The organism is Candidatus Edwardsbacteria bacterium, assembly GCA_018821925.1.
GTDB lineage: Bacteria > Edwardsbacteria > AC1 > AC1 > EtOH8 > UBA2226.
This window is the reverse complement of the sequence record JAHJLF010000010.1, coordinates 1-21,108: the sequence shown is the minus strand read 5'-3', so window position 1 is coordinate 21,108 and position 21,108 is coordinate 1. Positions and strand designations below refer to the sequence as shown.

The window sequence follows — 21,108 nt, the reverse complement described above, 5'->3', positions numbered from 1 at the left end:
TGTTAATTATTTATTCTCAAAAATACGAATAAATAAAAACATTAAAACCGGCAAAAATCTTCACATATTAAATCCCTTTTGCTTTAAGGTAGAATTGCCGGATGCGCAAATAACGGTGGGCGATGACTTTACTGCCTATTACCGATGTTCATTCAATGTCTGGGGCAAGGGCAAAATATTATTCGGCAACTGCTGCTCCATCGGCAGCGGCACTAAAATAGACTGCCGGGAAGCCGTCACCATCGGTAACCATGTTCTTATCTCCTGGGATGTTTTGATAGCCGATTATGACCCGCATCCCATTGAGCCTGACCTTAGGGTGCAGGAGATGGAATACTCCCATTACATGACATTTCCCAGGTTCTCCAAAAAGGCTCCCCCGGTTTTCGATCGGTCAGCCTATCAATTCAGGTCCAAGCCGGTGGTGATAGAAGATAACGTCTGGATCGGCGCCAGGGCAATAATCATGAAAGGCGTAAAGATAGGATATGGTTCAATAATAGCGGCGGGTGCGGTGGTAGCAAAAGACGTACCTCCATATTCCATTGTTGCGGGAAATCCGGCTGTTGTAGTAAAAAATATCGGGCAAAATAATGCTTAAAGGCCGCGACATCATCTGCTTCTCCAACGACTGGCAGCAGGACCCGCTCTCCAAACATCACATCATGAGCCGGCTGGCAAAGCAAAACAAGGTGTTGTGGATAAATTCCATCGGTCTGCGCAACCCTACTGCAACTCGGATGGATGTCATCAAAGGGTTCACAAAAATAAAGAACTTTTTCACCAACCGGCTGGAAAAAATAACCGGCAATCTATCCGTTCTCAACCTGCTGGTATTGCCTTTTCACGGCAACAGCCTGACCAATAAAATAAATAAACGCCTGCTGGTCAGCCAGGTGCGGTTTTATAAGAACAAATTGGGTTTTAATAAACCCATCTTATGGTCGTTCCTGCCCAATGCCGAGAGCGCTTTCGGCCAGCTGGATGAAGAACTGTCGCTCTATTACATCACCGATGATTTTACCAAGTTCACCGGACATCCCGCCCGGGCCATTGCCGTGATGGAGGAGCGTTTGATCGGCCAGGCGGACCTGGTGATCGCCTCAGCCCGAAACATAGTGGATATCAAGGGCAAAGGCAAGAACATACATCTGATCGGTCACGGGGTGGACCACCAGCATTTCAGCCGGGCGTTGGAAATGACAAGCAAAGACTGGCCGGAAGACGTCAAAAACATTAAAAAGCCCATAATAGGATTCTACGGCGAGATCAACGACTGGCTGGACCTGGAAATGCTGCGCCGGGCGGCGGAGCTTAAGCCCGAATGGTCGTTTGTGCTGGTGGGCCGGGTGGCGGTGGAGGTGGGGGACATCAGTTATCTTGCCGGGCTAAAGAACGTACATTTGACCGGCCAAAAAAAGTTCGATCAACTGCCGGCCTACTGCGCGGCCTTTGACGTGGGGCTGATCCCCATGAAGCTGAATGACCTGACCGTCTGCGTGAATCCCTTAAAACTTAAGGAATACCTGGCGGCCGGACTGCCGGTGGTCTCGGCCCGCCTGCCCGAGGTTCTGGCCTACCGGGATGTGGTAAAATTTGCGGACACAGCGGAAGAACTGATAAAAGCTGTGGACGAGTTTTTGATTCAGGATAGGGAACAAATAAAGCATACCCTCAGCCAATTGGTGGCCTCCGAGAACTGGGACGACAAGGTGGATGAGATATCCGGACTGATCGAAAAAGCTTTGAATGAAAGAACCGATGACTAAAAAACGAATAGTGATAGTGGCCGGGGCCCGGCCCAATTTCCCCAAGGTGGCGCCGCTGATCAAAGCCTTCGCCAGATTGGCTGCGGGCAGGAGGCCGGAGATCATCCTGGTGCACACCGGCCAGCACTACGATTATAAGATGTCCCAGGTGTTCCTTGACGAACTGGGCCTGCCCAAACCGGACCATTACCTGGGGGCCGGCCCGGGAACCCATGCCCGGCAGACCGCTGATATCATGAGAGCCTTCGAGCAGGTCCTGCTGAAGACCAGGCCCCAGCTGGTGATGGTGGTGGGCGACGTCAATTCCACCCTGGCCTGCGCCCTGACCGCCCATAAGATGGGGATCAAGGTGGCACACGTGGAGGCGGGCTTAAGGTCTTATGACCGGACCATGCCGGAGGAGGCCAACCGCCTGCTGACCGACCATCTTTCCGATTATCTTTTCGTCTCCTGCCCCGAAGGGACAGCCAACCTGAGAAAAGAGGGGATCGAAAACAAGAAGATATTTCCGGTGGGCAACGTGATGATAGACACCCTGGTGGAAAAGATCCCCAGCGCCAAAAAAAGCAGGATACATAAAAAACTAGGTTTGAAAAAAGCCAAGGGTATAAAACCGTATTGTCTGGTCACCTTGCACCGGCCGTCCAACGTGGACGACGGCGCCCGGCTGAAGAACATCCTGAAGGATCTTGCCGAAATATCCAAGGATCTGGCGGTGGTCATGCCACTGCATCCCCGCACCAAGATGAATATTGATAAATTCAAGCTGTTGACGCATCTTAAAAATAAAAACATCATCTGCCTGGGGCCATTGGGTTACACCGATTTTCTGGCCTTGGAGATGTCGGCCCGCTTGGTGATCACCGATTCCGGTGGCATCCAGGAGGAGACCAGCTTTTTGGGCGTGCCCTGCTTCACCATCAGAAAAAACACCGAACGCCCGGTGACGGTGAAACTGGGCAGCAATATCGTGGCTGGCATCGCACCCCATGCCCTGCTGAAGGCCTGGAACAAGAACAAGGGCAGAATAATGAAAGCGGCCAGGCCCGGCAAATGCAGAATACCGCTGTGGGACGGGAAGAGCGCCGGACGGATCGTAAAGATAACGGTCGATGGTTTATAAAATGCCGCCATTTGTATCAATAATCCTTCCCGTTCGTAATGAAGAGAAATTTATAATTCCTTGTCTGCAATCAATATTTCTTCAAGATTATCCTTCTGATAAATTTGAAGTAATTATTATAGATGGCCGATCCGATGACTCTACGATTGACAGCATCGCTGAATTCAAAATTCAAAATCCCAAATCCAATATTATAGTTCTGGACAACCCCAAAAAAGTTGTCAGCGCCGGGCTTAATATTGGATTCAAGGCCGCCAAGGGTGACATCATAATTCGAATGGACGCCCACGCCGCGTACGGCCGGGATTATATCAGCCAATGCCTGGCTGCCCTGGAAAAAAGCGGCGCGGCCAACGTGGGCGGGCCGGCCCTGGCCCTGCCGGGGGGACAGGGTGCACTGGCAAATGCAATTGCCCTGGCCCATTACAGCCCCTTCGGGCTGGGCGGCGGGCAATTCCGCAACCCCGGGGCCGAGGGCTTTGTGGAGACGGTCTGGCCGGGATGCTTCCGCCGGGAGGTATTCGATAAGGTGGGCTATATTGACGAACGGCGCACCCGCACCGAGGACCTGGAGTTCAACACCCGTCTCAGAATGGCCGGTTATAAAATATTCATTACGCCGCTGATCAGGGCTTACTATTATTGCCGGACCACACTCTGGGAGACCTGGCGCCAGCGCTGGGCTGACGGCTACGAGATCACGCACTTTCTGCCGGACAACCCCAAGGCTCCGCGTCTGCGGCACTTCGTGCCGCTGATCTTCATCGGCTCGCTGATCCTGCTGTTCTGGCTGTCCTGGCTGTCGGCCGGGGGCTGGGGATACCGGGTGTGGGGACATGGGGCCGGGGCCAACTTTTTGATCCGGGGCCTCAAGGACCTGGGTCTGGTCAAACTGCCGGGCATTTTCAGCCTGAAGGTTTGGTGCTGGAACCTGCTGTTCATCCGTCTGCTGGTACTGGAGCTGGGGGCCTACTTCACCGTTATGGCATTGGCGGTAGGGCAGGTGGCTTTGAGCGAAAAGCGGAAAGCGAAAAGCGGAACGGCGCAGTTTAAAGAAGGACAATCGATACACAATAGTGATACAATGAGCAAACAATTGTATGACAATGGCAACACAATCGTATCCCAACCGTATCACAATGATATAGCTTCCCTGCTATTGCTTCCAATCGTCTTTATGACCCTGCATTTTTCCTACGGGCTGGGCTCGATTTGGGGGCTGGTCACTTTAGCGGGCTGGGCGAAGAAGCGAAACAATGTTTGAGGAGCCGGGCGGGGTGCGCGGCGATGTTTGGAGCGTTTGAAACGGGTTGAAAAAGTTACTCAGAAAATCATATTAATCAGCGTTAATCTGCGTCCCAAAGTAAAAAAGCATTAACGTCTCTGAGCCTCTGCGTCTCTGCGGTGAAAGAAGACGGTAGACAGTAAACAGGAGACAGTAGACGGTAGTTAAAAGCTATAAAGTTCAAAGTTCAAAGCTGAAAGAAAAACCCTTTGTACCCTTTGCGTCTTTGCGGTTAAAATAAGTTTAAAGCCTCTGTGTTCTTGAGAACCACTGGTAAAAATAAAATGAGTGAACCCCGAAAAAGCGGGGGTGCCCTTTGTGGTTAAACCAGTAGTAAAGTAATAAAGATTTCGTGTGGTTTAGTGTATCCTTCGATCCGCCTTAGGCGGACTCAGGACAAGTTTTCGTGGGAAAAAAGCGGGGTTGCGTTCTGTGGTTAAAACCGTGATAACAGCGGCCTATTGACAAATGGACAAAACCCCAATATAATGGACATATATCCATTATAAAGGACATATATGAAGAAAGACAATAACTTTTTGTTCTGGGAAAGCGCTCTGCAGAAAGTGCTGTTATACCTGGCGCGTCATTCCCAAACCGAGTTTTACGGTCGGGAAGCGGCTGTCAGGTCCGGAGTGGGCAAAAGCGCCGCCAATTATGCTTTAAGACGGCTGGCGGATTTGGGCTGGGTAACAGTCCGGTCCAGCGGCCGCATGAAGCATTACCGGGCGGTTCCGGATCATCCGGCGGTCTGTCAGGTGAAAATAACCGACACCGTTATGGGGCTGGAGGGGTTTTTGAAAAAACTGCGGCCCCTGGCCGTTAAGATCGTACTTTACGGCAGTGCCGCATTGGGTCAGGATCAGGAAGACAGCGATGTGGATGTGATGGTCATATCCAATCAGCCGGATGCGGCCCGCCGGGCGGCGCTAATCTTTGCGCCGAAAATCCAAACCGTAGTCAAGGATCCGGTGGAGTGGGCTGGAATGCAGAAGAGCGGTGAAATATTTTACCGGGAAATAGAACGGGGGATCATGCTGTGGCAGAAAATGTAAACCCGGAATACCGGGAATGTTTGGAAAAAGGGCGGTTGAAAAAATTTCCCCAGGCGGCCGGGCTGGCGCCGGCCGAGCTGGAGCAGGCGGCGGCGGATCTTATTACCGCCCGGCAGAGCCTGGCCCAGGGAAACCATAAATGGGCTTCTATACAGGCTTATTACTCCATGTTTCATGCCGCCCGGGCTTTGGTGTACAAGGCCGGATTGCGCGAAAGAAGCCATCACTGTCTGCAGTATGCGCTGCGGGAATTATACGTTAAAACCAAACAGCTCGATGTACGGTTGGTGGAATCGCTGCAGCTGGCAAAGGTGCTCAGGGAAAATGCCGATTATTATGGAAGGTTTTCTCCGGACAGCGCTGGTAAACTGGTCAATGATGCAGAAGAATTTCTGACTGCCGCTAAAGAGTTGATTGCCTGAGTTTGACAAAACTTTGAAAACATCGGGGTTCTGCCCGCAAAACAAGCGAAAAATCGCTAAAAACCAATAACTATATTTTAATATTTAGCGTAGTTTCGTGTCTTTCGGTGGGAAAAGAAAAAGCCCTTGTGTTCTCCGTGGCTTTGTGTGAGTAAAGAAACTTGGATTGCTTCACTTGCCGGGCACCGGTGCCTTCTCGCAATGACTGTTCCCGTTAAAGTAAAACCCTTTGTGTTTTCGAGAACCACTGGTAAAAATAAGATGAGTGAACCCCGAAAACCTGTCCGCCGCAGTCCGCCTTAGGCGGACGCAGGAGGAAGCGGGGGTGCCCTTTGTGGTGAAACAAGTTTAAAGCCTCTGTGCCTCTGAGTCTCTGTGGCCAAAGTTCCCCATCAACCATTAACCAACAACTAACGTCCGACAATCAAACATGCTGAACTATCTGATCGTACTGATAACCGCCCTGGTGGCCACCCTGCTGTTCCTGCCCCTGGCCATGATCATGGGCCGGCGGATGGGCATCTGGGACCACCCCGACGAGCTGGGGATGCACCACAACTCCACCCCCCGCAGCGGAGGCATTGCAATGGTCTTCGGGATCTGGGTGGCCCTGGAGGTCTGCTGGATGCTGCCGCAGCTGGAGATGGGCGGGCGCCAGCTGGCGGCCATGGGGATCGGCAGCCTGGGTCTGTTCGTGATCGGCCTGCTGGACGACCTGAGTGAGATCAAACCGCATGTCAAGGCCATCGGGCTGGCGGCGGCCGGGCTGGCGATAATGCTGGTATCTAGGCACATCAACCTGACCGGCTATGAGCGGCTGGACTTCGTGCTGGGGATCTTCGTGCTGATAGCCGGGGCCAACGCCCTGAATTTCCTGGACGGCCTGGACGGCCTGGCCTCAGGCTTGACGGCCATAGCCAGCCTGGGGTTTCTGGGTCTGGGCCTGCTGGCCGGGGATGTGGTCCTGGCCTGCTGGGCGGCCATCCTGGCCGGGGTCGCTTTGGGTTTCTGCAGCCGCAACTTTCCGCCGGCCTCCATTTTCATGGGGGACTCCGGCAGCCTGGTGCTGGGGGGGATACTGGGCTGGATGTTCCTGCTGTTGGGTTCGCACGGCCCGTCCTATCTGGCTGCCGCATTCATCTTGCTATCATGGCTGATCATTGATACCGGGCTGGCTATAATCCGAAGGGCCTTTTTGCATCACGATATCTTCACCGGAGACCGCCGCCACGTTTACGATATGATGTACCAAAAATATCACTCGGCCTGGAAGGTGAACGGCATCATGTATTCCATTCAGGTAATATTGGTGATGCTGGCGCTATCCACCAGGGGTGTTTCTTTATGGATCCCCCTGGCGCTGGCCGCTGCGCTTTGGTTGGCCATCATCGGCTGGATGATAAAGCTGGGGATGTTCGCCCCGCCCGATCCAGGGGAACAGGGCCGGCCGGCCCTGCCCGAGGTGGAGGACATGGACCTGGATAAGGGGATGGATGGATGACCGGCAGTTTATAAAGTTGAAAGATTAAAAGTCTGTCACACTGAGAAGACTTGCCTGCCTGACTGGCTGAATGTGTGAGGTTAAAAGATTGCCACCCGTTCGGCCTGGCGGTCGGGTAGAGACCTCAGGGTGACTCCTGTATAAAGTAAAAATTCTTTGTGGCCTTTGTGGTGAAACAGTAGTAAAGTAATAAAGAAGTAAAGATTTCGTGAAGTTTAGTGTATTTTGTGGGAAAACCTTTGTGTGAGAAAAAACGACTGGATTCCCGATGCCTCGGGAATGACAACAGGGGATTGCTTCACTTCGGGAGCAATTCAAGGTGCTGGGCTCAGTGCAGGCTCTTGTCAACCAACGGTGGTTTCTCGCAATGACTACTCATTAATAAAGCCTAAAGAATAAAAGTCTCTGCGTCTCTGCGGTAAAGAAATAAGTTCAAAATATTTTAAGGAAGCTATATGATCAAGCTGGCAAACCCCGACATCACCTCAAAAGAAATTGCTGCCGTGGTCAAGGTGCTGAAGTCCGGCACCCTTAGCCTGGGGCCGGAGCTGGAGGCTTTCGAGAAAGACTTTGCCCGTTACGTGGGCCGCAAATACGCCCTGGCGGTGTCATCGGGTACCGCCGGGCTGCATATGGCGGCAAATGCCCTGGGCATCGGTCCGGGGGATGAGGTAATCACCTCGCCCTATTCCTTTATCGCCTCGGTCAACTGCATCCTTTACCAGCGGGCCAAGCCGGTGCTGGCCGACATCGATCCAACTACTTTCAATCTTGATCCCCAGCAGGCGGCGGCCAAGGTCAACTCCCGCACCAAAGCCCTGCTGGCGGTGGACATCTTCGGGCTGCCGGCCGATTATAAAAAGCTGAATGCCCTGTGCCGGAAGCACAACCTGGAACTGATCGAGGATTCCTGCGAGGCGCTGGGGGCTAGGCATCACGGCCGGATGGCCGGCTCCTTTGGAAAAATATCGGTGTTCGGCTTCTACCCCAACAAGCAGATCACCACCGGCGAGGGGGGGATGGTGCTGTGCGACGATCCCAGGATACACCGGCAGATGGCGGCCCTGCGCAACCAGGGGCGCAGCTCCATGGGCGGCTGGCTGGCCCATCATATATTGGGCTACAACTACCGGATGTCGGACATCAGCGCCGCCCTGGGGAGGGTCCAGCTGGCTCGCCTGCCGGCCATGCTGGAACGGCGCCGGAGGGTGGCCCAAAATTATAAAAAGCTGTTCGCCCGGCACCTGCCGGAGTTCACTGTCCTGCAGGACGTGCCCGGAGTTGAGCGCAGTTGGTTCGTGTTCGCAGTGCTGGCGCCGCCTAACCTGAAGGGCAAAAAGCGCGACCATTTGATCAAAGGCCTGCAGAGGTCCGGTATCCAGTGCGCCCATTATTTCCCGGCCCTGCATCTCCAGCCGGCCCTGAGATCACTGGGATACAAAAAGGGCGATTTTCCGGTGGCCGAGGATGTGGCCAGCCGCAGCCTGGCCCTGCCGTTCCATCACAAGCTGACGGGGGCCGATCAGATCAGAATTGTGGAGACCATCAGGCGGATCATCTAATCAGTTTATAAAGTATAAAGTTCAAAGAACCAGGAAGAATACAGAAGATAGAATTTAGAATATAGTTGACATTGAACATTGGTTTAAAGAATAAAATCTTTGCGGCCTTTGCGTCTTTGCGGTTCAATAACCATGGATTCCTGTCTGCACAGGAATGACAATATGGGATTGCTTCACCTGTTCAGCGTTAGGTCTTCTCGCAATGACGTTCCCTTCATAAGGGCAAGCCTCTGTGTCTTAGTGTCTTTGTGGTTAGGGTTCCCAAATAACAAAAACCATCAACCAACAACTATCGTCAATGAAACGCATTCTGATCATCTCGGCCTCGGCCGGCTCCGGCCACACCGCCGCTGCCCGGGCCCTTGAACAGTGGCTGGGAACGGTCCAGCGCTATCCCGATGAGTTCCAGGTGACTCATATAGACATCCTGCAGTTCTCCACCATGCTCTACAAAAAGGTCTACCGGGACGTCTATCTGTACCTGGCCAGCAAGCAGCCCCTGCTGTACGGCTACATCTTCTCCACCTCCGACCGGCTGAAACGGGAGAAAAAACCCGATTTTCTGCGCCGCTTCATGGATAACATCAACGCCCTCAAGTTCACCGAATTCATCAAAGAAACGCCCTGGGATGTTATCGTCACCACTCACTTTTTGTCCTCCCAACTGCTGGCCGACCTGAAGGTAAAGAAGAAAATATTCTGCCCACTGGTGACGGTGGTCACCGATTACGGCCTGCATTCCTACTGGATCAACCAGGAATGCGACTATTATATTGTGGCTAATTCTGCCAGTCAGCACCACCTGAGCGCCATGGGCATCCCGCCGGAGCGGATCCATAATTTCGGAATCCCGGTGCTGCCGGTTTTCTCCCAGAAAAAAGGCCGACCGGCACTGAAAAAGGCGCTGGGGCTGGTGCCGGTCCTGCCTGCCGTCCTGTTGTTGTCGGGCGGATTCGGAATCAACCTCATCGAGCGTATTGTGGCCGACCTGGGTCGGGTCAAGAAAAAATTCCAGCTGGTGGCCATCACCGGGAACAACCGCAAAATGCTGCAAAAACTTCAGGCGTTGGCTCCCTTGATGCCTTTCCATCTTTTGCCGGTGGGCTACACCGACCGGATGGACCAGTACATGGCGGCCTGTGACCTGGTGATCAGCAAGCCCGGCGGGCTCACCACCGCCGAGGCCATGTCCATGGGGTTGCCGATGATCGTTATCAACCCCATCCCCGGGCAGGAGGACATGAACAGCGACATGCTGCTGGAGGGCGGGGCGGGAGTCAAGGCCATGCATCCGGTGGATGTCAGCTACAAACTGGAGATGGTGCTGGGCACTCCGGGCCGTCTGCAGCAGATGAAGAAGGCGGCCAAAAAACTGGCTAAGCCCAGGGCCGGATATATGGCGGCGGATTTCATCGCCCAGCTGACCCGGGAACAGAATTTTTAGGGGTCGGGCATCAGTATAAAGTTTAAAGCTTAAGGTCGAAAGAATAAAAGCTTGTCACACTGAGAAGACTTACCTTGCCTGGCTGGCTGAATGTGTGAAGATAAAAGGTTGTCACCCATTCATTCTGCCGGGTGGGAAGATCCCTCAGGGTGACAATGGTAGGCGCGTCATCCTGAGGGTGGCAATCATTTTTCTAGCGAAGGATCTGCGCCGGGGGATAGAGATTCTTCGGTTTGACGGGCAGGCGTGCCGGACTCAGAATGACGATACGTCCTTTCAAAGTCTAAAGTTTAAAGAATATAAGCCTCTGCGTCTCTGCGGTAAAAAGCCTTGGTGGTCCTGGGTGAGAAAATATCCATGGCGGGAAAATATCAATCAACTGATCGGAAAAATATTATGAACAAGATCAAACGCATCGGCCTGCTGACCGCCGGGGGCGACTGTCCCGGCCTTAACGCGGTGATAAGGGCGGTCACAAAATCCGCGGTCAACGACCACAATATGGAGGTTATCGGGATCGAGGACGGCTATGCCGGGCTGATCGAGGGGCGGTTCCATCAGCTTAAATGGAACGATGTCTCCGGCATCCTGCATACCGGCGGCACCATCCTGGGAACCTCCAACCGGGACAACCCCTTCAAATATCCGGTCAAGAAACCTGACGGGGAGCTGGGGTTCATAGACGTGTTCGACAAGGTCAGCGAAAATATCAAAAAGCTTCATATAGAGGCCATCATCGCGGTGGGCGGGGACGGCACCATGGCCATCACCTCCCAGATGATGGAGCGGGGCGTCAAGGTGGTGGGGGTGCCCAAGACCATCGACAACGACCTGGCGGCCACCGACGTCACCTTCGGCTTCGACACGGCGCTGGTCACCGCCACCGAAGCCCTGGATAAACTGCATACCACCGCCATGTCCCACCACCGGGTGATGATCATGGAGACCATGGGGCGCTACGCCGGCTGGATCGCCCTGTACTCCGGAGTGGCCGGCGGCGGCGACATCATCCTGATTCCAGAGATACCCTTCAAACTGGAAAGCATCTGCCGCACCGTGCTGGAGCGGGGCAGCAAGGGCAAGCGCTTCTCCATCATCGTGGCGGCCGAGGGGGCCAAGCCGGAGGGCGGGCAGATGGTGGTCCAGAAGATCGTCAAGGAATCCACCGACCAGCTGAGGCTGGGCGGTATCGGCCAGCAGCTGGCCGGGCAGATAGAGGAACAGACCGGCATCGAATGCCGGGTGACGGTGCTGGGGCACCTGCAGCGGGGCGGCAGCCCCTCGGCCTTCGACCGGATACTGGGCACCCGCTTCGGGGTCAAGGCGGTGGAGCTGGTAGCCGGGGGGCAGTTCGGCCGGATGGTGGCCCTAAAAGGGCTGGCGGTGGAGTCGGTGCCGCTGGAGGAGGCAGTGGGCGGTTTGAGGCTGGTTAGCCCGGACTCCGAGGTGATCCGGGCCGCCCGTTCGGTGGGGGTCAGCTTCGGGGATTGAGGAGACGCTTTTACCGCTAAGACACCCCCGCTTTTTCGGGGTTCACTCATCTTATTTTTACCCGTGGTTCTCAAGAACACAAAGGTTTCTACCAAAATATAAAGTTCGTTAAATTACATTCAATGACCATGATGTTGCGCTCAGCATTAATCATACTGATCATAGTCTTTCTTTCCGATCCGACTATAGCGGCCGACAGCGGGGAATCATACGATTATCTTTTGGTCCTGCCCTTCCAGCATAACTACTACCAGCCGATAGACGCCACGGCGCTGGGGCAGGGCAACGGCCTCGATTTTGCATCTGGCGCAGCCGCCCTGTTCGGCAACCCGGCCGGGATCGCCTGCCCAGGCAGATATCAGCTGATCATGTCGGCCTCCAATCTCTCCGCGGGGCGCAGCTCATTAGCGGTATCCACCGACGGCTCCCCGGCCCTGCCTTCGGCCGCGGCCATCCGATTAAAATGGCAGACCAATGATTTCGCTTTGGGCTGGCGGCGGGCCATGGATGCGAACTTGCGCTTCCCCGATATGCTGGACCCGGAAATAATAGATAGGGCCGGACTGTCATTGGAACAATATGCCGCAGGATGGTCGCTGTCGGCCATAAAGAATTTTACTCTGGGGATCTCCGTCAGCCTGACTCGTTTTGATTTTAAATGGGACGGCCCGGCGGGACCGCTGGCCGACGGGCGGGGGACGGCCCCGGGCTTCTCGGCCGGAATGTCGGCCGACCTGGGCCAGGACTTCTTCTTTTCGGCCGGATTCAGGAGCAAGACCGAAATGTCGTGCTATACCACATTCTACGGGGATTCAATAAGAGATCAACTGAAGCTGGCCGGGGCCATTCCCCCCACCAGCTGGCTGAGCATCGCCTACACCCCGGAGCCGGGCTTTGAGGCTCATGCCGGAATGGAGCTGGCCGGATGGCACCTGGTGTCGTCGGGATACCTGGAGCAGATGGATTATCATCTGGGCTGCCGGATAGAGTTGATCGAGGGCCGGCTGGATGCTTTGGCCGGAAGCTACAGCCTGCGGCACCCTCTGGATCCTTACCTGCGGCGGTACGATCCCCACCTGCAGGACCTGTATTTTCTTACAGGTGGGCTGGCCTGCCGCTATGGCCCGCTGAGGCTGGTCTGTTCGGGGGCCACCAGCCAGCCGCTTTCCGGGAAGGGGCTGAATCAAAATATATTATCTGTTAGTATTGAATATCAAGCTCAGCCATGATATAAATGATTAGTTACTAATAAGTCAAATTCTATGCAAAATGTATAGAATATTTTTTGACAGGATTTACAGGATGAACAAGATTTTGCATAACAGTCAATTACAAAATGTTAAATCCGGTAAAGCATGTTAATCCTGTCTAAGTTTGTTTCCGGCCTGTCCGCCTCTGGCGGGCTTGTCCGGGTTAGGAGGATCGTCATGAATAACCGCATAAGATTTGATTACAATAACCTGATGGCCGACCGGCTGGGGGCATACGGCCTCAGCCAGGCCGGGCTGGAAACATCCGGCCGCCTGGCGGCCCAAGCCAGCCAATGGTTCTATGCCAAACGTGAGGCCGGGAAGATGGATTTCTTCGACCTGCCGGACACCAATCAGCATTTAAAAGCCAGCCTGAAGATGGCGGCAAAGTGCAAGGGGAAGTACCACGATCTGGTGGTGCTGGGGATTGGAGGCTCGGCCTTGGGAACCATCGCCATCCACTCGGCCCTCAATCCGCCTACCTATAATTTACAGGATAAAAAAACTCGTCGGGGGCGGCCCCGGCTGTGGGTGCTGGACAATGTGGATCCGGAAAAACTGAAGGCGGTGCTGTCTCTGCTCAAAGCCAAGAAGACCCTGGTCAACCTGATCAGCAAGTCCGGCACCACCGCCGAGACCAGCGCCCAATTCCTGTGGATCCGGCAGTGGCTGATCAAAGGCGCGGGCAAGAGCTGGTCAAAGAATATGGTGGTCACCACCGATCCGGCCGGCGGGATCATGCGGCAGATCGTGAACCGGGAGAAGCTGTCCAGCCTGGAGGTGCCCTCCGGGGTGGGCGGGCGGTTCTCGGTGCTGACGCCGGTGGGCCTGTTTCCCCTGGCCATGGCCGGGGTGGACATCAAATCCCTGCTGGATGGCGCCAACCAGCTGCGTAAGATGACCCTGAATGAGAACCCCTGGAAGAACCCGGCCCGGCTGTATGCCCTGACTCAATACCTGCTTTACCAAAAGGGCTGCCGGATCAATGTGATGATGCCCTATTCCGACAGCCTGTACCCGATGGCCGACTGGTTCCGGCAGCTGTGGGCCGAAAGCCTGGGCAAGAGGCTGGACAATAAAAATCAGACGGTGGAGACCGGCCCCACCCCCATCAAGGCCCTGGGGGCCACCGACCAGCACTCCCAACTGCAGCTGTATATCGAAGGCCCCCGGGACAAGGCGATCACCTTCCTGAGGGTCGAAAAGTTCCGCAATGACATAATCATTCCCAAGGCTTACCCCAAGGTCGCTGATATATCCTACCTGGGTGGAAAAACTTTCGGCCAGCTGCTTAATGCCGAGGCCCGGGCCACAGCCATGGCCCTGGCCAAGAACGGCCGTCCCAACTGCAGTTTCATCATTTCGGAGATAAGCCCCCGGACCATCGGCCAGCTGATATTCCTTTTGGAGACCGCCACCGCTTACGCCGGAGGGCTGTTCGGGATCAACCCCATGGACCAGCCGGGGGTGGAGGAGGGCAAGCGTTATACCTACGGTCTGATGGGCCGGGCGGGGTTCGAGAACCGCAAGGCCGAGGTGGAGAAATTCGAGGCTGGGAATTCAAAAAAATATATTGTGTGATAAATATTTTATGAACCCAGAATATAGAATACGGAATTTAGAATATTGTTGTAAAAATCCAGCATTCAATACCAGACGGGGAAGGGCTACAGTGATGCTTGTAAATAAAAATATCATCAGATCAATCTTGGCGATAATTTCAGGATTGGCCTTGCTGGTCGGCTGCGTCCACCGGGGCCGGCCGGAAGTTTCGATTCCGAACATCTCTGCTGTTGCTCCCGACAGTTTTCAGTTGAAGCGGGAGACATTGCAGCAGGCTATAGATTCCCTCCTGTCCGACAGCCTGCTGTTCCAGGCCAACCTGGCGGTGTACATCATCTCCCTGGATCCGGAGCGGGAGATCTATTCCCTGAACCATTCCAGCCTGATGATGCCGGCCTCGGTCAACAAGCTGTTCGTTACTGCGGCGGCCTATCGCCAGTTGGGTGTCAATTACAGGTTTCAGACCTCGATCTACGGCGACAGCATCGACAACATGGGAAGGATAAAGGGGGACCTTTATCTGAAGGGCTTCGGCGACCCGGAGCTGAAGACCGCCGACCTGGAGGCGCTGGCCTACCGCCTGAGGGTCATGGGGCTGAAACAGGTGTCCGGGGATCTGATCGCCGATGCCGGCCATTTCGACACCACCAGCTTCGGCTACGGCTGGATGTGGGACGAGGGCCCGTACGCCTACAACGCCCCGGTCTCGGCCCTGTCGCTGAACCGCAACACCTTCGAGATCGGCCTGCGTCCGGGAGCCCGGCCGGGAAGGAAACCGCGGGTGGAGCTCAATCCCCGAACGGCCTATCTGTCCATTGATAACAAAGCGATCACCATAAAGGCCGGGAACAAAGCCAGGATCAAGGCCGACCGTTCTTTTATCGGAGCCGGCGATCTGGTCAGCATCACCGGTACCATGGCAGCCGATGAGGGCATCAATTATCTGGTCCGGACGGTCACCAATCCCGCCCTGTACTGCGGCACGGTCTTCCGGGAGGCATTGGCCAGAAATGGCATCAAGATAGCCGGAACGGTCAGGGCCGGCGCCACGCCTTCGGAAAAACCTGAATTGACCTGGCATGTCTCGCCGCCGCTGTATCAGATAATCCGCGGCATGAACAAGGAGAGCGATAATTTTACCGCCGAGATGATCTTCCGCCAGCTGGGCAACGGACAGGATTCCCTTTCGCCTGATCCGGCAAAAAATAATAAGTTGACAGAGATGTTGAAAAACATGGGCTTTGGCGAAGAAAGCTTCCGGATTGCCGACGGCTCCGGCCTGTCGCGCTACAACCTGTGCTCGGCCGAGCAGCTGGTCAAAGTTCTGACCGAGGTGTACCGCGACCCAGCCCTCCGGCCGGAGCTGCTGGCCTCGCTGCCCATCGCCGGCACCGACGGCACCCTGTCCCGGCGGCTGATGGAGGACGAGTATAAGGGAATCATCCGGGCCAAGACCGGGACCCTGACGGGAGTATCCTCGCTGGCCGGGTTTGTCTCCGGCCCTAATAACAAAACGTACTGTTTCGCCATCATGTTCAATAATTATACCTCCAAAGCCAACGCCATTCGGGCCCTGCAGGATTCCATCGTGGCCCGGCTGATAAGGGCGGCGCCCTGAAATTAAGTTTTTGTAATGAAGCGAAAGGGGGCATCATGGACTGCACTAAAAAACACAACGCCGTAAATATGATATTGTACGGCCTGATCGGAGCCGCGATATTCTGGATCGCGGACACATTCATCGACACCTACCTGTTCCGGGAGGGCGATCTCATCCAGCAGGTACTGCACCCCGAGCTTATGGAGATATATTTCCGGGGGATCATCGGCGCTCTTTTCGTTATCTTCGGGATACTGGGACAGATCCTTTTGAACCAGCGGAGGAAGGCCGAATGCCTGTTGGAGCAGACCAACCGGGAGCTGGAGGAAAAAATAGCACAGCGGACCGCCCTGCTGGAGGAGGTCAATCAAAAACTCAAGGACGAGCTGGAGGACCGGAGCTGGAACGACGAGAAGATCAACTTCCTGAGCTTTCACGACAAGCTGACCGGGCTATACAACCGGGCCTACTTTGAAGAGGAGCTGAGCCGGCTGGACAACGAAAGGTTTTTGCCCATCAGCCTGATAGTCGGGGATGTCAACGGTCTGAAGCTGATCAACGACGCCTTCGGGCATCAGCAGGGGGACAAATTTCTGGCCAGGACCGCAGAGATCATCAAGAAGCAGTGTCGCAAAAGCGATGTGGTGGCCCGCTGGGGCGGCGACGAGTTCGCGGTGCTGCTGCCCAAGACCGGGGCCGAAACAGCCATCCGGATCTGCGAAAAGATACGGCAGACCTGCAGCCGGAGTCCCAAAAAACCCATCCAGCTGAGCGTGGCCCTGGGCACCGCCACCAAGCAGGACAAGAACCAGGACATCAACCGGGTGCTCAAAAAGGCCGAGGACTGGATGTACCAGTACAAGATGATGGAGGGGAAGACCGTCCGGAGCCGGATACTGAGTTCTTTAGAGAAAACATTGTGGGAGTCGGCTTACGAGACCGAGGAACACACCAAACATCTGCAGAAATATCTTCTGAAGATGGCCCTGGAGATGAAGCTGCCGGATTCCGAGATAGACGATCTGATGCTGCTGGCCTCGTTTCATGATGTGGGAAAGATCGCCATATCCAACGCCATCCTTTCCAAACCCGGCCAGCTGACCCCCAAGGAATGGGATGCAGTCAAGAAGCATTCCGAGATCGGCTACCGGATTGCCCTGGCCACCCCGGAGATAGCGGCGGTGGCCGATCAGATCCTGCACCACCATGAATGGTGGGACGGCACCGGCTACCCCCGGGGGCTTAAAGGCGAGAAGATACCGCTGGCCTCGAGGCTGCTGAGCATCGCCGACGCCTACGATATCAAGAGGAGCATTCGGCCATACAAAGCGGCCAAAACAAGGGCCCTGGCCCTAAAGGAGATCAGGGAAGCCGCCGGCAAACAGTTCGATCCCCGGATGATAAAATTATTCCTCAAGCTGGAATCGGCCGAAAAGGGGAAGGGCGGGAAATAGCTTTAAAGCAACTGCCCCGAGGATTTGTGGCGATTATTATCCGAAGGATGCTCCGTGAAGATTTTTAAAATTAGGGAGGCAAGGTGTGAATAAATTTATCGATAAGATCAAATCGGTCTGGCAGCCCCTGCTGATATTCTTCTTGCTGTCGCTGAGCATTGTGGCGGCCGGCTGGCTGTATTCATTTTACCACCTCAGGGACCACCATAAGGAGATCGCCCGTAATCTGGAATCGGTGGCCAGTTTAAAGGAGAACCAGATAGACAGCTGGCTGTCCGAAAGGATGTCCGACGCCCAGAATATAATAGACAACCCGTATATCGGCGAACGGGTCGGCCAGCTTTTACGAGAGCCCTACTCCGAAAATATCGGGCTGGACCGGCTGAAGTGGATGCGCTCCCTGCAGAATCTTAAGCAGTACCAGAACGTTCTGCTGCTGGACATAAAGGGGCGGATCAGGATGCAGACCGGGAAAACGGTGCATAAGATAGGTCCAGAAACCGGCACTTTGGCCAGTAACGTGGCGGCCACCAGACAGGCCAGTTTCAGCGATTTCTATTACTGCACCGAATGCCAGACGGTGCACCTGGACGTTTTAACCCCGGTGATCCATTACAACCGCCAAAGGGATTCGGTGGTCGGGGTGATCATCCTGCGGATCGAGCCCGAGAATCTGCTGTATCCCCTCATCCAGCAGTGGCCGGTGTCCAGCCAAAGCGCCGAGACCTACCTGGTCAGACGCGAGGGCCAAGAGGTGATTTATCTGACTGAACTCAGGTTTTTAAAGGGTTCGGCAGCCAAATTAAAATACCCATTAAGCAGAAGCGAACTTCCCGAAGTGATGGCCATCGACGGCAGCATCGGCAATGTTACGGCGGTGGATTACCGCGGCAAAAAAGTATACGCCTATCTTCACAATATGCCGGCCAATCCCTGGTATATCATCGCCAAGACCGACCGGCGGGAGGCCGAGGCCATCGCCTATACCCATGTCTGGTTCATCGGTTTCATCGTGATAGCATTGATCATGGCCGCCGGGGGGATAATCGGATCCCTGTGGAACCGCCGGCAAAAGAGCTATTTCAGCAATCAATTGGAACAGGAGAGGGAGAGGCAGGCCCTGTCCAAGCATTACGAATATCTTACCAAGTATGCCAACGATATCATCCTGCTGCTGGACGAGGACCTGAACATCCGGGAGGCCAACGACAGGGCGGTGGCCGCCTACGGATATACCCGGGATAAGATATTAACCCTGGATATCCATCACCTGAGAAAATTGGACTCCCGGCCCTCGGTGGACGACCAATACCGCAAGGTGAGTGACGAGAACGGCCTGATTTTCGAGACCATTCACAAGCGAAGCGACGGCTCCACCTTCCCGGTGGAGGTCAGTGCCCGGAGGATGGAGGTGGAGGGGAGGAAATATTACCAGAACATCATCCGGGACATCTCGGAACGGAAGCGCGACCAGGAGATCCTGCAGACCCAGAAGGAGGAGCTGGAAGGCGCCAACCAGGAACTGCTGGTGATCAACCAAAAATTACTGTCCTCCGAGCAGGAGCTCCGGCAGGCCGACGAGGAATTAAGGAACCAGCTGGCCGCGGTCCAGGAAAGCCGGGACGCCCTGGAAAGGAGCCAGGCCTCGCTGAAGCAGATGGAGGAGATGTTCGACCAGTTCCTGAGATACAGCCCGGTCTACGTGTTCTTCAAGGATGAGAATATCCGGCCGCTCAAGCTGAGTAAAAACTACGAGCAGATGCTGGGCCGGCCGCTGGAGGAACTGCTGGGCAGGAACATGGATGAGCTGTTCCCCTCGGACCTGGCCAAGAGCATGGTGGAGGACGACAAGAATATCCTGCGGGAGGGCAAGGTGATCGAGGTGGATGAGGAGTTCGGCGGCCGGCATTACCGGACCATAAAATTTCCCATTCTACAGGAGGGCCGGCCCAAAATGCTGGCCGGGTTCACCCTGGACATCACCGAGCGCAAACAATCTGAAGAGGCGCTCAAAAAAAGCGAGGAACGCTTCAAGCAGGTGGCCGAAACTGCCGAGGAGTGGATATGGGAAGTCGATATTAAAGGATTGTACACCTATTCCAGCCCGGGGGTGGAGAAGATTTTAGGATACAGCCCCCAGGAGATAATAGGGCATAAACACTTCTTCGATTTCTTCGCTCCGGAGATAAAGGAGGAGTACAAAAAAAATGCTTTTGAGGTCTTTGCCAAAAAGGAATCCTTCAAAGGATTCATAAATATAAATATAAATAAAAAAGGCGAAAAGGCCTTATTGGAGACCAGCGGTCTGCCTGTTTTCAACAATGACGGAATACATATCGGATACCGTGGAGCCGATATAAATATTACCGAGCGGGAAAAGGCAAAGGAGCAGATAAAGGCCTCCCTCAAGGAGAAAGAGGTCCTGCTGCGCGAGATACACCATCGGGTGAAGAACAACCTGCAGGTGATATCCAGCCTGCTGAACCTGCAATCCGGATATATAACCGACCAGCGATCGCTGGAACTTTTCAAGGAGTGCCAGACCCGGGTGCGTTCCATGTCCCTGATCCATGAAAGGCTTTATCAATCGGAGTCCCTCTCCCGCTTAAGCTTCTCCGGATATGCCCGGGCCCTGATTGAGGATCTGTTCCACAGCTACGGCGTCGACCGGGAAATGGTATCCTATTCCATGGATATAATAGATCAGCCGATGAAGATAGACACGGCCATCCCCTGCGGATTGATCGTCAACGAGTTGGTCTCCAACAGCCTGAAATACGCCTTCCCCGGTTATCACCAGATAGGGCGGCAGGGCCTGATCAAAATCAGCCTGGGCCGGGAGGGAGACGGGAGCCTGGCTTTGAGCGTAAGCGACAACGGGATCGGACTGCCGCAAGGATTCAATATCGATAAGGTGGAATCGCTGGGGCTGCAGCTGGTGACCACCTTGGTCGAGCAGCTGGACGGGAGGCTGGAGTTAAAAAATAAAGACGGGGCCTTCTTCAGAATTATTTTTAGAGCCCAATAGCCATTACAGGGGGAGAGGTTGTTTGGCTAAAAAATGCTTAACTTTTAATCTAAAATCGGTTATAATCACGGTGCTTTAAAAGAAAGGGCGTTAAACAATGGAAACTCAATCCGGAAGGGTTTACAAGATACTGGTGGCTGATGATGACAGCAATATGCTGTTCATGGTCTCAGAAATATTGGCCCGGCAGGGTTACGAGGTTTACCAGGCCGTCAACGGCGACCAGGCGCTTAAGGACGCCAGATCCCTTCTGCCCGACCTGATGGTGCTGGATATAATGATGCCGGTAATAGACGGGATCGAGGTCTGCCGCAGGATAAAGGCCTCCCCGGAAACCAGCGGTATCAAGGTGATAATGCTCACCGCCAAGACCGGCGGCAAGGATCTGGAGGCCGGCATGGCCGCCGGGGCCGACCATTACATGACCAAGCCCTTCAAGATAGCCGAACTCTCGGGAAAGATAAAAGAGCTGATAGGATAACAGGTTTTAGTTAAGATGAGCTTATAGTAAGTAATACTTGTAAATAAATGTATAGCAAGGGTAGAAATTCATTTCTTTGA

At 54.5% G+C, this 21,108-nt stretch carries 16 protein-coding genes; all 16 read left to right on the top strand.

Annotation, left to right across the window (positions count from 1 at the left end; genetic code table 11):
* Positions 1–94: 94 nt before the first annotated feature.
* The 16 genes from KJ869_00825 (at position 95) to KJ869_00750 (ending at position 21,028) form a co-directional block, all read left to right on the top strand.
* The gene (locus KJ869_00825; GenBank protein MBU1575735.1) at positions 95–601 is read left to right on the top strand and encodes an acyltransferase; all 507 of its coding nucleotides are present in this window, start codon (positions 95–97) and stop codon (positions 599–601) included.
* Positions 594–1,769, top strand: a complete 1,176-nt coding sequence (locus tag KJ869_00820; protein MBU1575734.1) for a glycosyltransferase — start codon at positions 594–596, stop codon at positions 1,767–1,769. Before KJ869_00825 ends, KJ869_00820 begins: the two co-directional genes overlap by 8 nt.
* Entirely contained in the window at positions 1,762–2,892 is a 1,131-nt protein-coding gene (gene wecB, locus KJ869_00815) for a UDP-N-acetylglucosamine 2-epimerase (non-hydrolyzing) (protein MBU1575733.1), read from the top strand. The genes KJ869_00820 and wecB overlap by 8 nt, the downstream gene beginning before the upstream one ends.
* A gap of 1 nt (position 2,893) precedes the next feature.
* Positions 2,894–4,156, top strand: a complete 1,263-nt coding sequence (locus KJ869_00810) for a glycosyltransferase family 2 protein (protein ID MBU1575732.1) — start codon at positions 2,894–2,896, stop codon at positions 4,154–4,156.
* 539 nt (positions 4,157–4,695) lie between these two features.
* A complete protein-coding gene (locus KJ869_00805) occupies positions 4,696–5,232 on the top strand; it encodes a nucleotidyltransferase domain-containing protein (protein MBU1575731.1) in 537 nt (178 codons plus the stop codon).
* Positions 5,217–5,654 carry a HEPN domain-containing protein gene (locus KJ869_00800; GenBank protein ID MBU1575730.1) on the top strand — a complete coding sequence of 146 codons (438 nt, stop codon included), beginning with the start codon at positions 5,217–5,219 and terminating at the stop codon, positions 5,652–5,654. Before KJ869_00805 ends, KJ869_00800 begins: the two co-directional genes overlap by 16 nt.
* 430 nt (positions 5,655–6,084) lie before the next feature.
* A complete protein-coding gene (locus KJ869_00795; GenBank protein ID MBU1575729.1) occupies positions 6,085–7,155 on the top strand; it encodes an undecaprenyl/decaprenyl-phosphate alpha-N-acetylglucosaminyl 1-phosphate transferase in 1,071 nt (356 codons plus the stop codon).
* 455 nt (positions 7,156–7,610) lie between these two features.
* Positions 7,611–8,717: a DegT/DnrJ/EryC1/StrS family aminotransferase gene (locus KJ869_00790; GenBank protein MBU1575728.1), complete on the top strand. Its 1,107-nt coding sequence runs from the start codon at positions 7,611–7,613 to the stop codon at positions 8,715–8,717.
* A gap of 298 nt (positions 8,718–9,015) precedes the next feature.
* Positions 9,016–10,161: a hypothetical protein gene (locus KJ869_00785; protein MBU1575727.1), complete on the top strand. Its 1,146-nt coding sequence runs from the start codon at positions 9,016–9,018 to the stop codon at positions 10,159–10,161.
* 396 nt (positions 10,162–10,557) lie between these two features.
* Entirely contained in the window at positions 10,558–11,652 is a 1,095-nt protein-coding gene (locus tag KJ869_00780; GenBank protein MBU1575726.1) for a 6-phosphofructokinase, read from the top strand.
* 128 nt (positions 11,653–11,780) lie between these two features.
* Positions 11,781–12,881, top strand: coding sequence for a hypothetical protein (locus KJ869_00775; GenBank protein MBU1575725.1), 1,101 nt, complete (start codon positions 11,781–11,783; stop codon positions 12,879–12,881).
* 198 nt (positions 12,882–13,079) lie between these two features.
* On the top strand, positions 13,080–14,483 hold the full coding sequence (locus tag KJ869_00770) for a glucose-6-phosphate isomerase (protein MBU1575724.1): 1,404 nt from the start codon (positions 13,080–13,082) through the stop codon (positions 14,481–14,483).
* 127 nt (positions 14,484–14,610) lie between these two features.
* Positions 14,611–16,083, top strand: a complete 1,473-nt coding sequence (dacB, locus tag KJ869_00765) for a D-alanyl-D-alanine carboxypeptidase/D-alanyl-D-alanine-endopeptidase (GenBank protein MBU1575723.1) — start codon at positions 14,611–14,613, stop codon at positions 16,081–16,083.
* 35 nt (positions 16,084–16,118) lie between these two features.
* Positions 16,119–17,519: a diguanylate cyclase gene (locus KJ869_00760; GenBank protein ID MBU1575722.1), complete on the top strand. Its 1,401-nt coding sequence runs from the start codon at positions 16,119–16,121 to the stop codon at positions 17,517–17,519.
* Between the two features lie 85 nt (positions 17,520–17,604).
* On the top strand, positions 17,605–20,547 hold the full coding sequence (locus KJ869_00755) for a PAS domain S-box protein (GenBank protein ID MBU1575721.1): 2,943 nt from the start codon (positions 17,605–17,607) through the stop codon (positions 20,545–20,547).
* 97 nt (positions 20,548–20,644) lie between these two features.
* Entirely contained in the window at positions 20,645–21,028 is a 384-nt protein-coding gene (locus KJ869_00750) for a response regulator (GenBank protein ID MBU1575720.1), read from the top strand.
* The last annotated feature ends 80 nt before the right edge of the window (positions 21,029–21,108 follow it).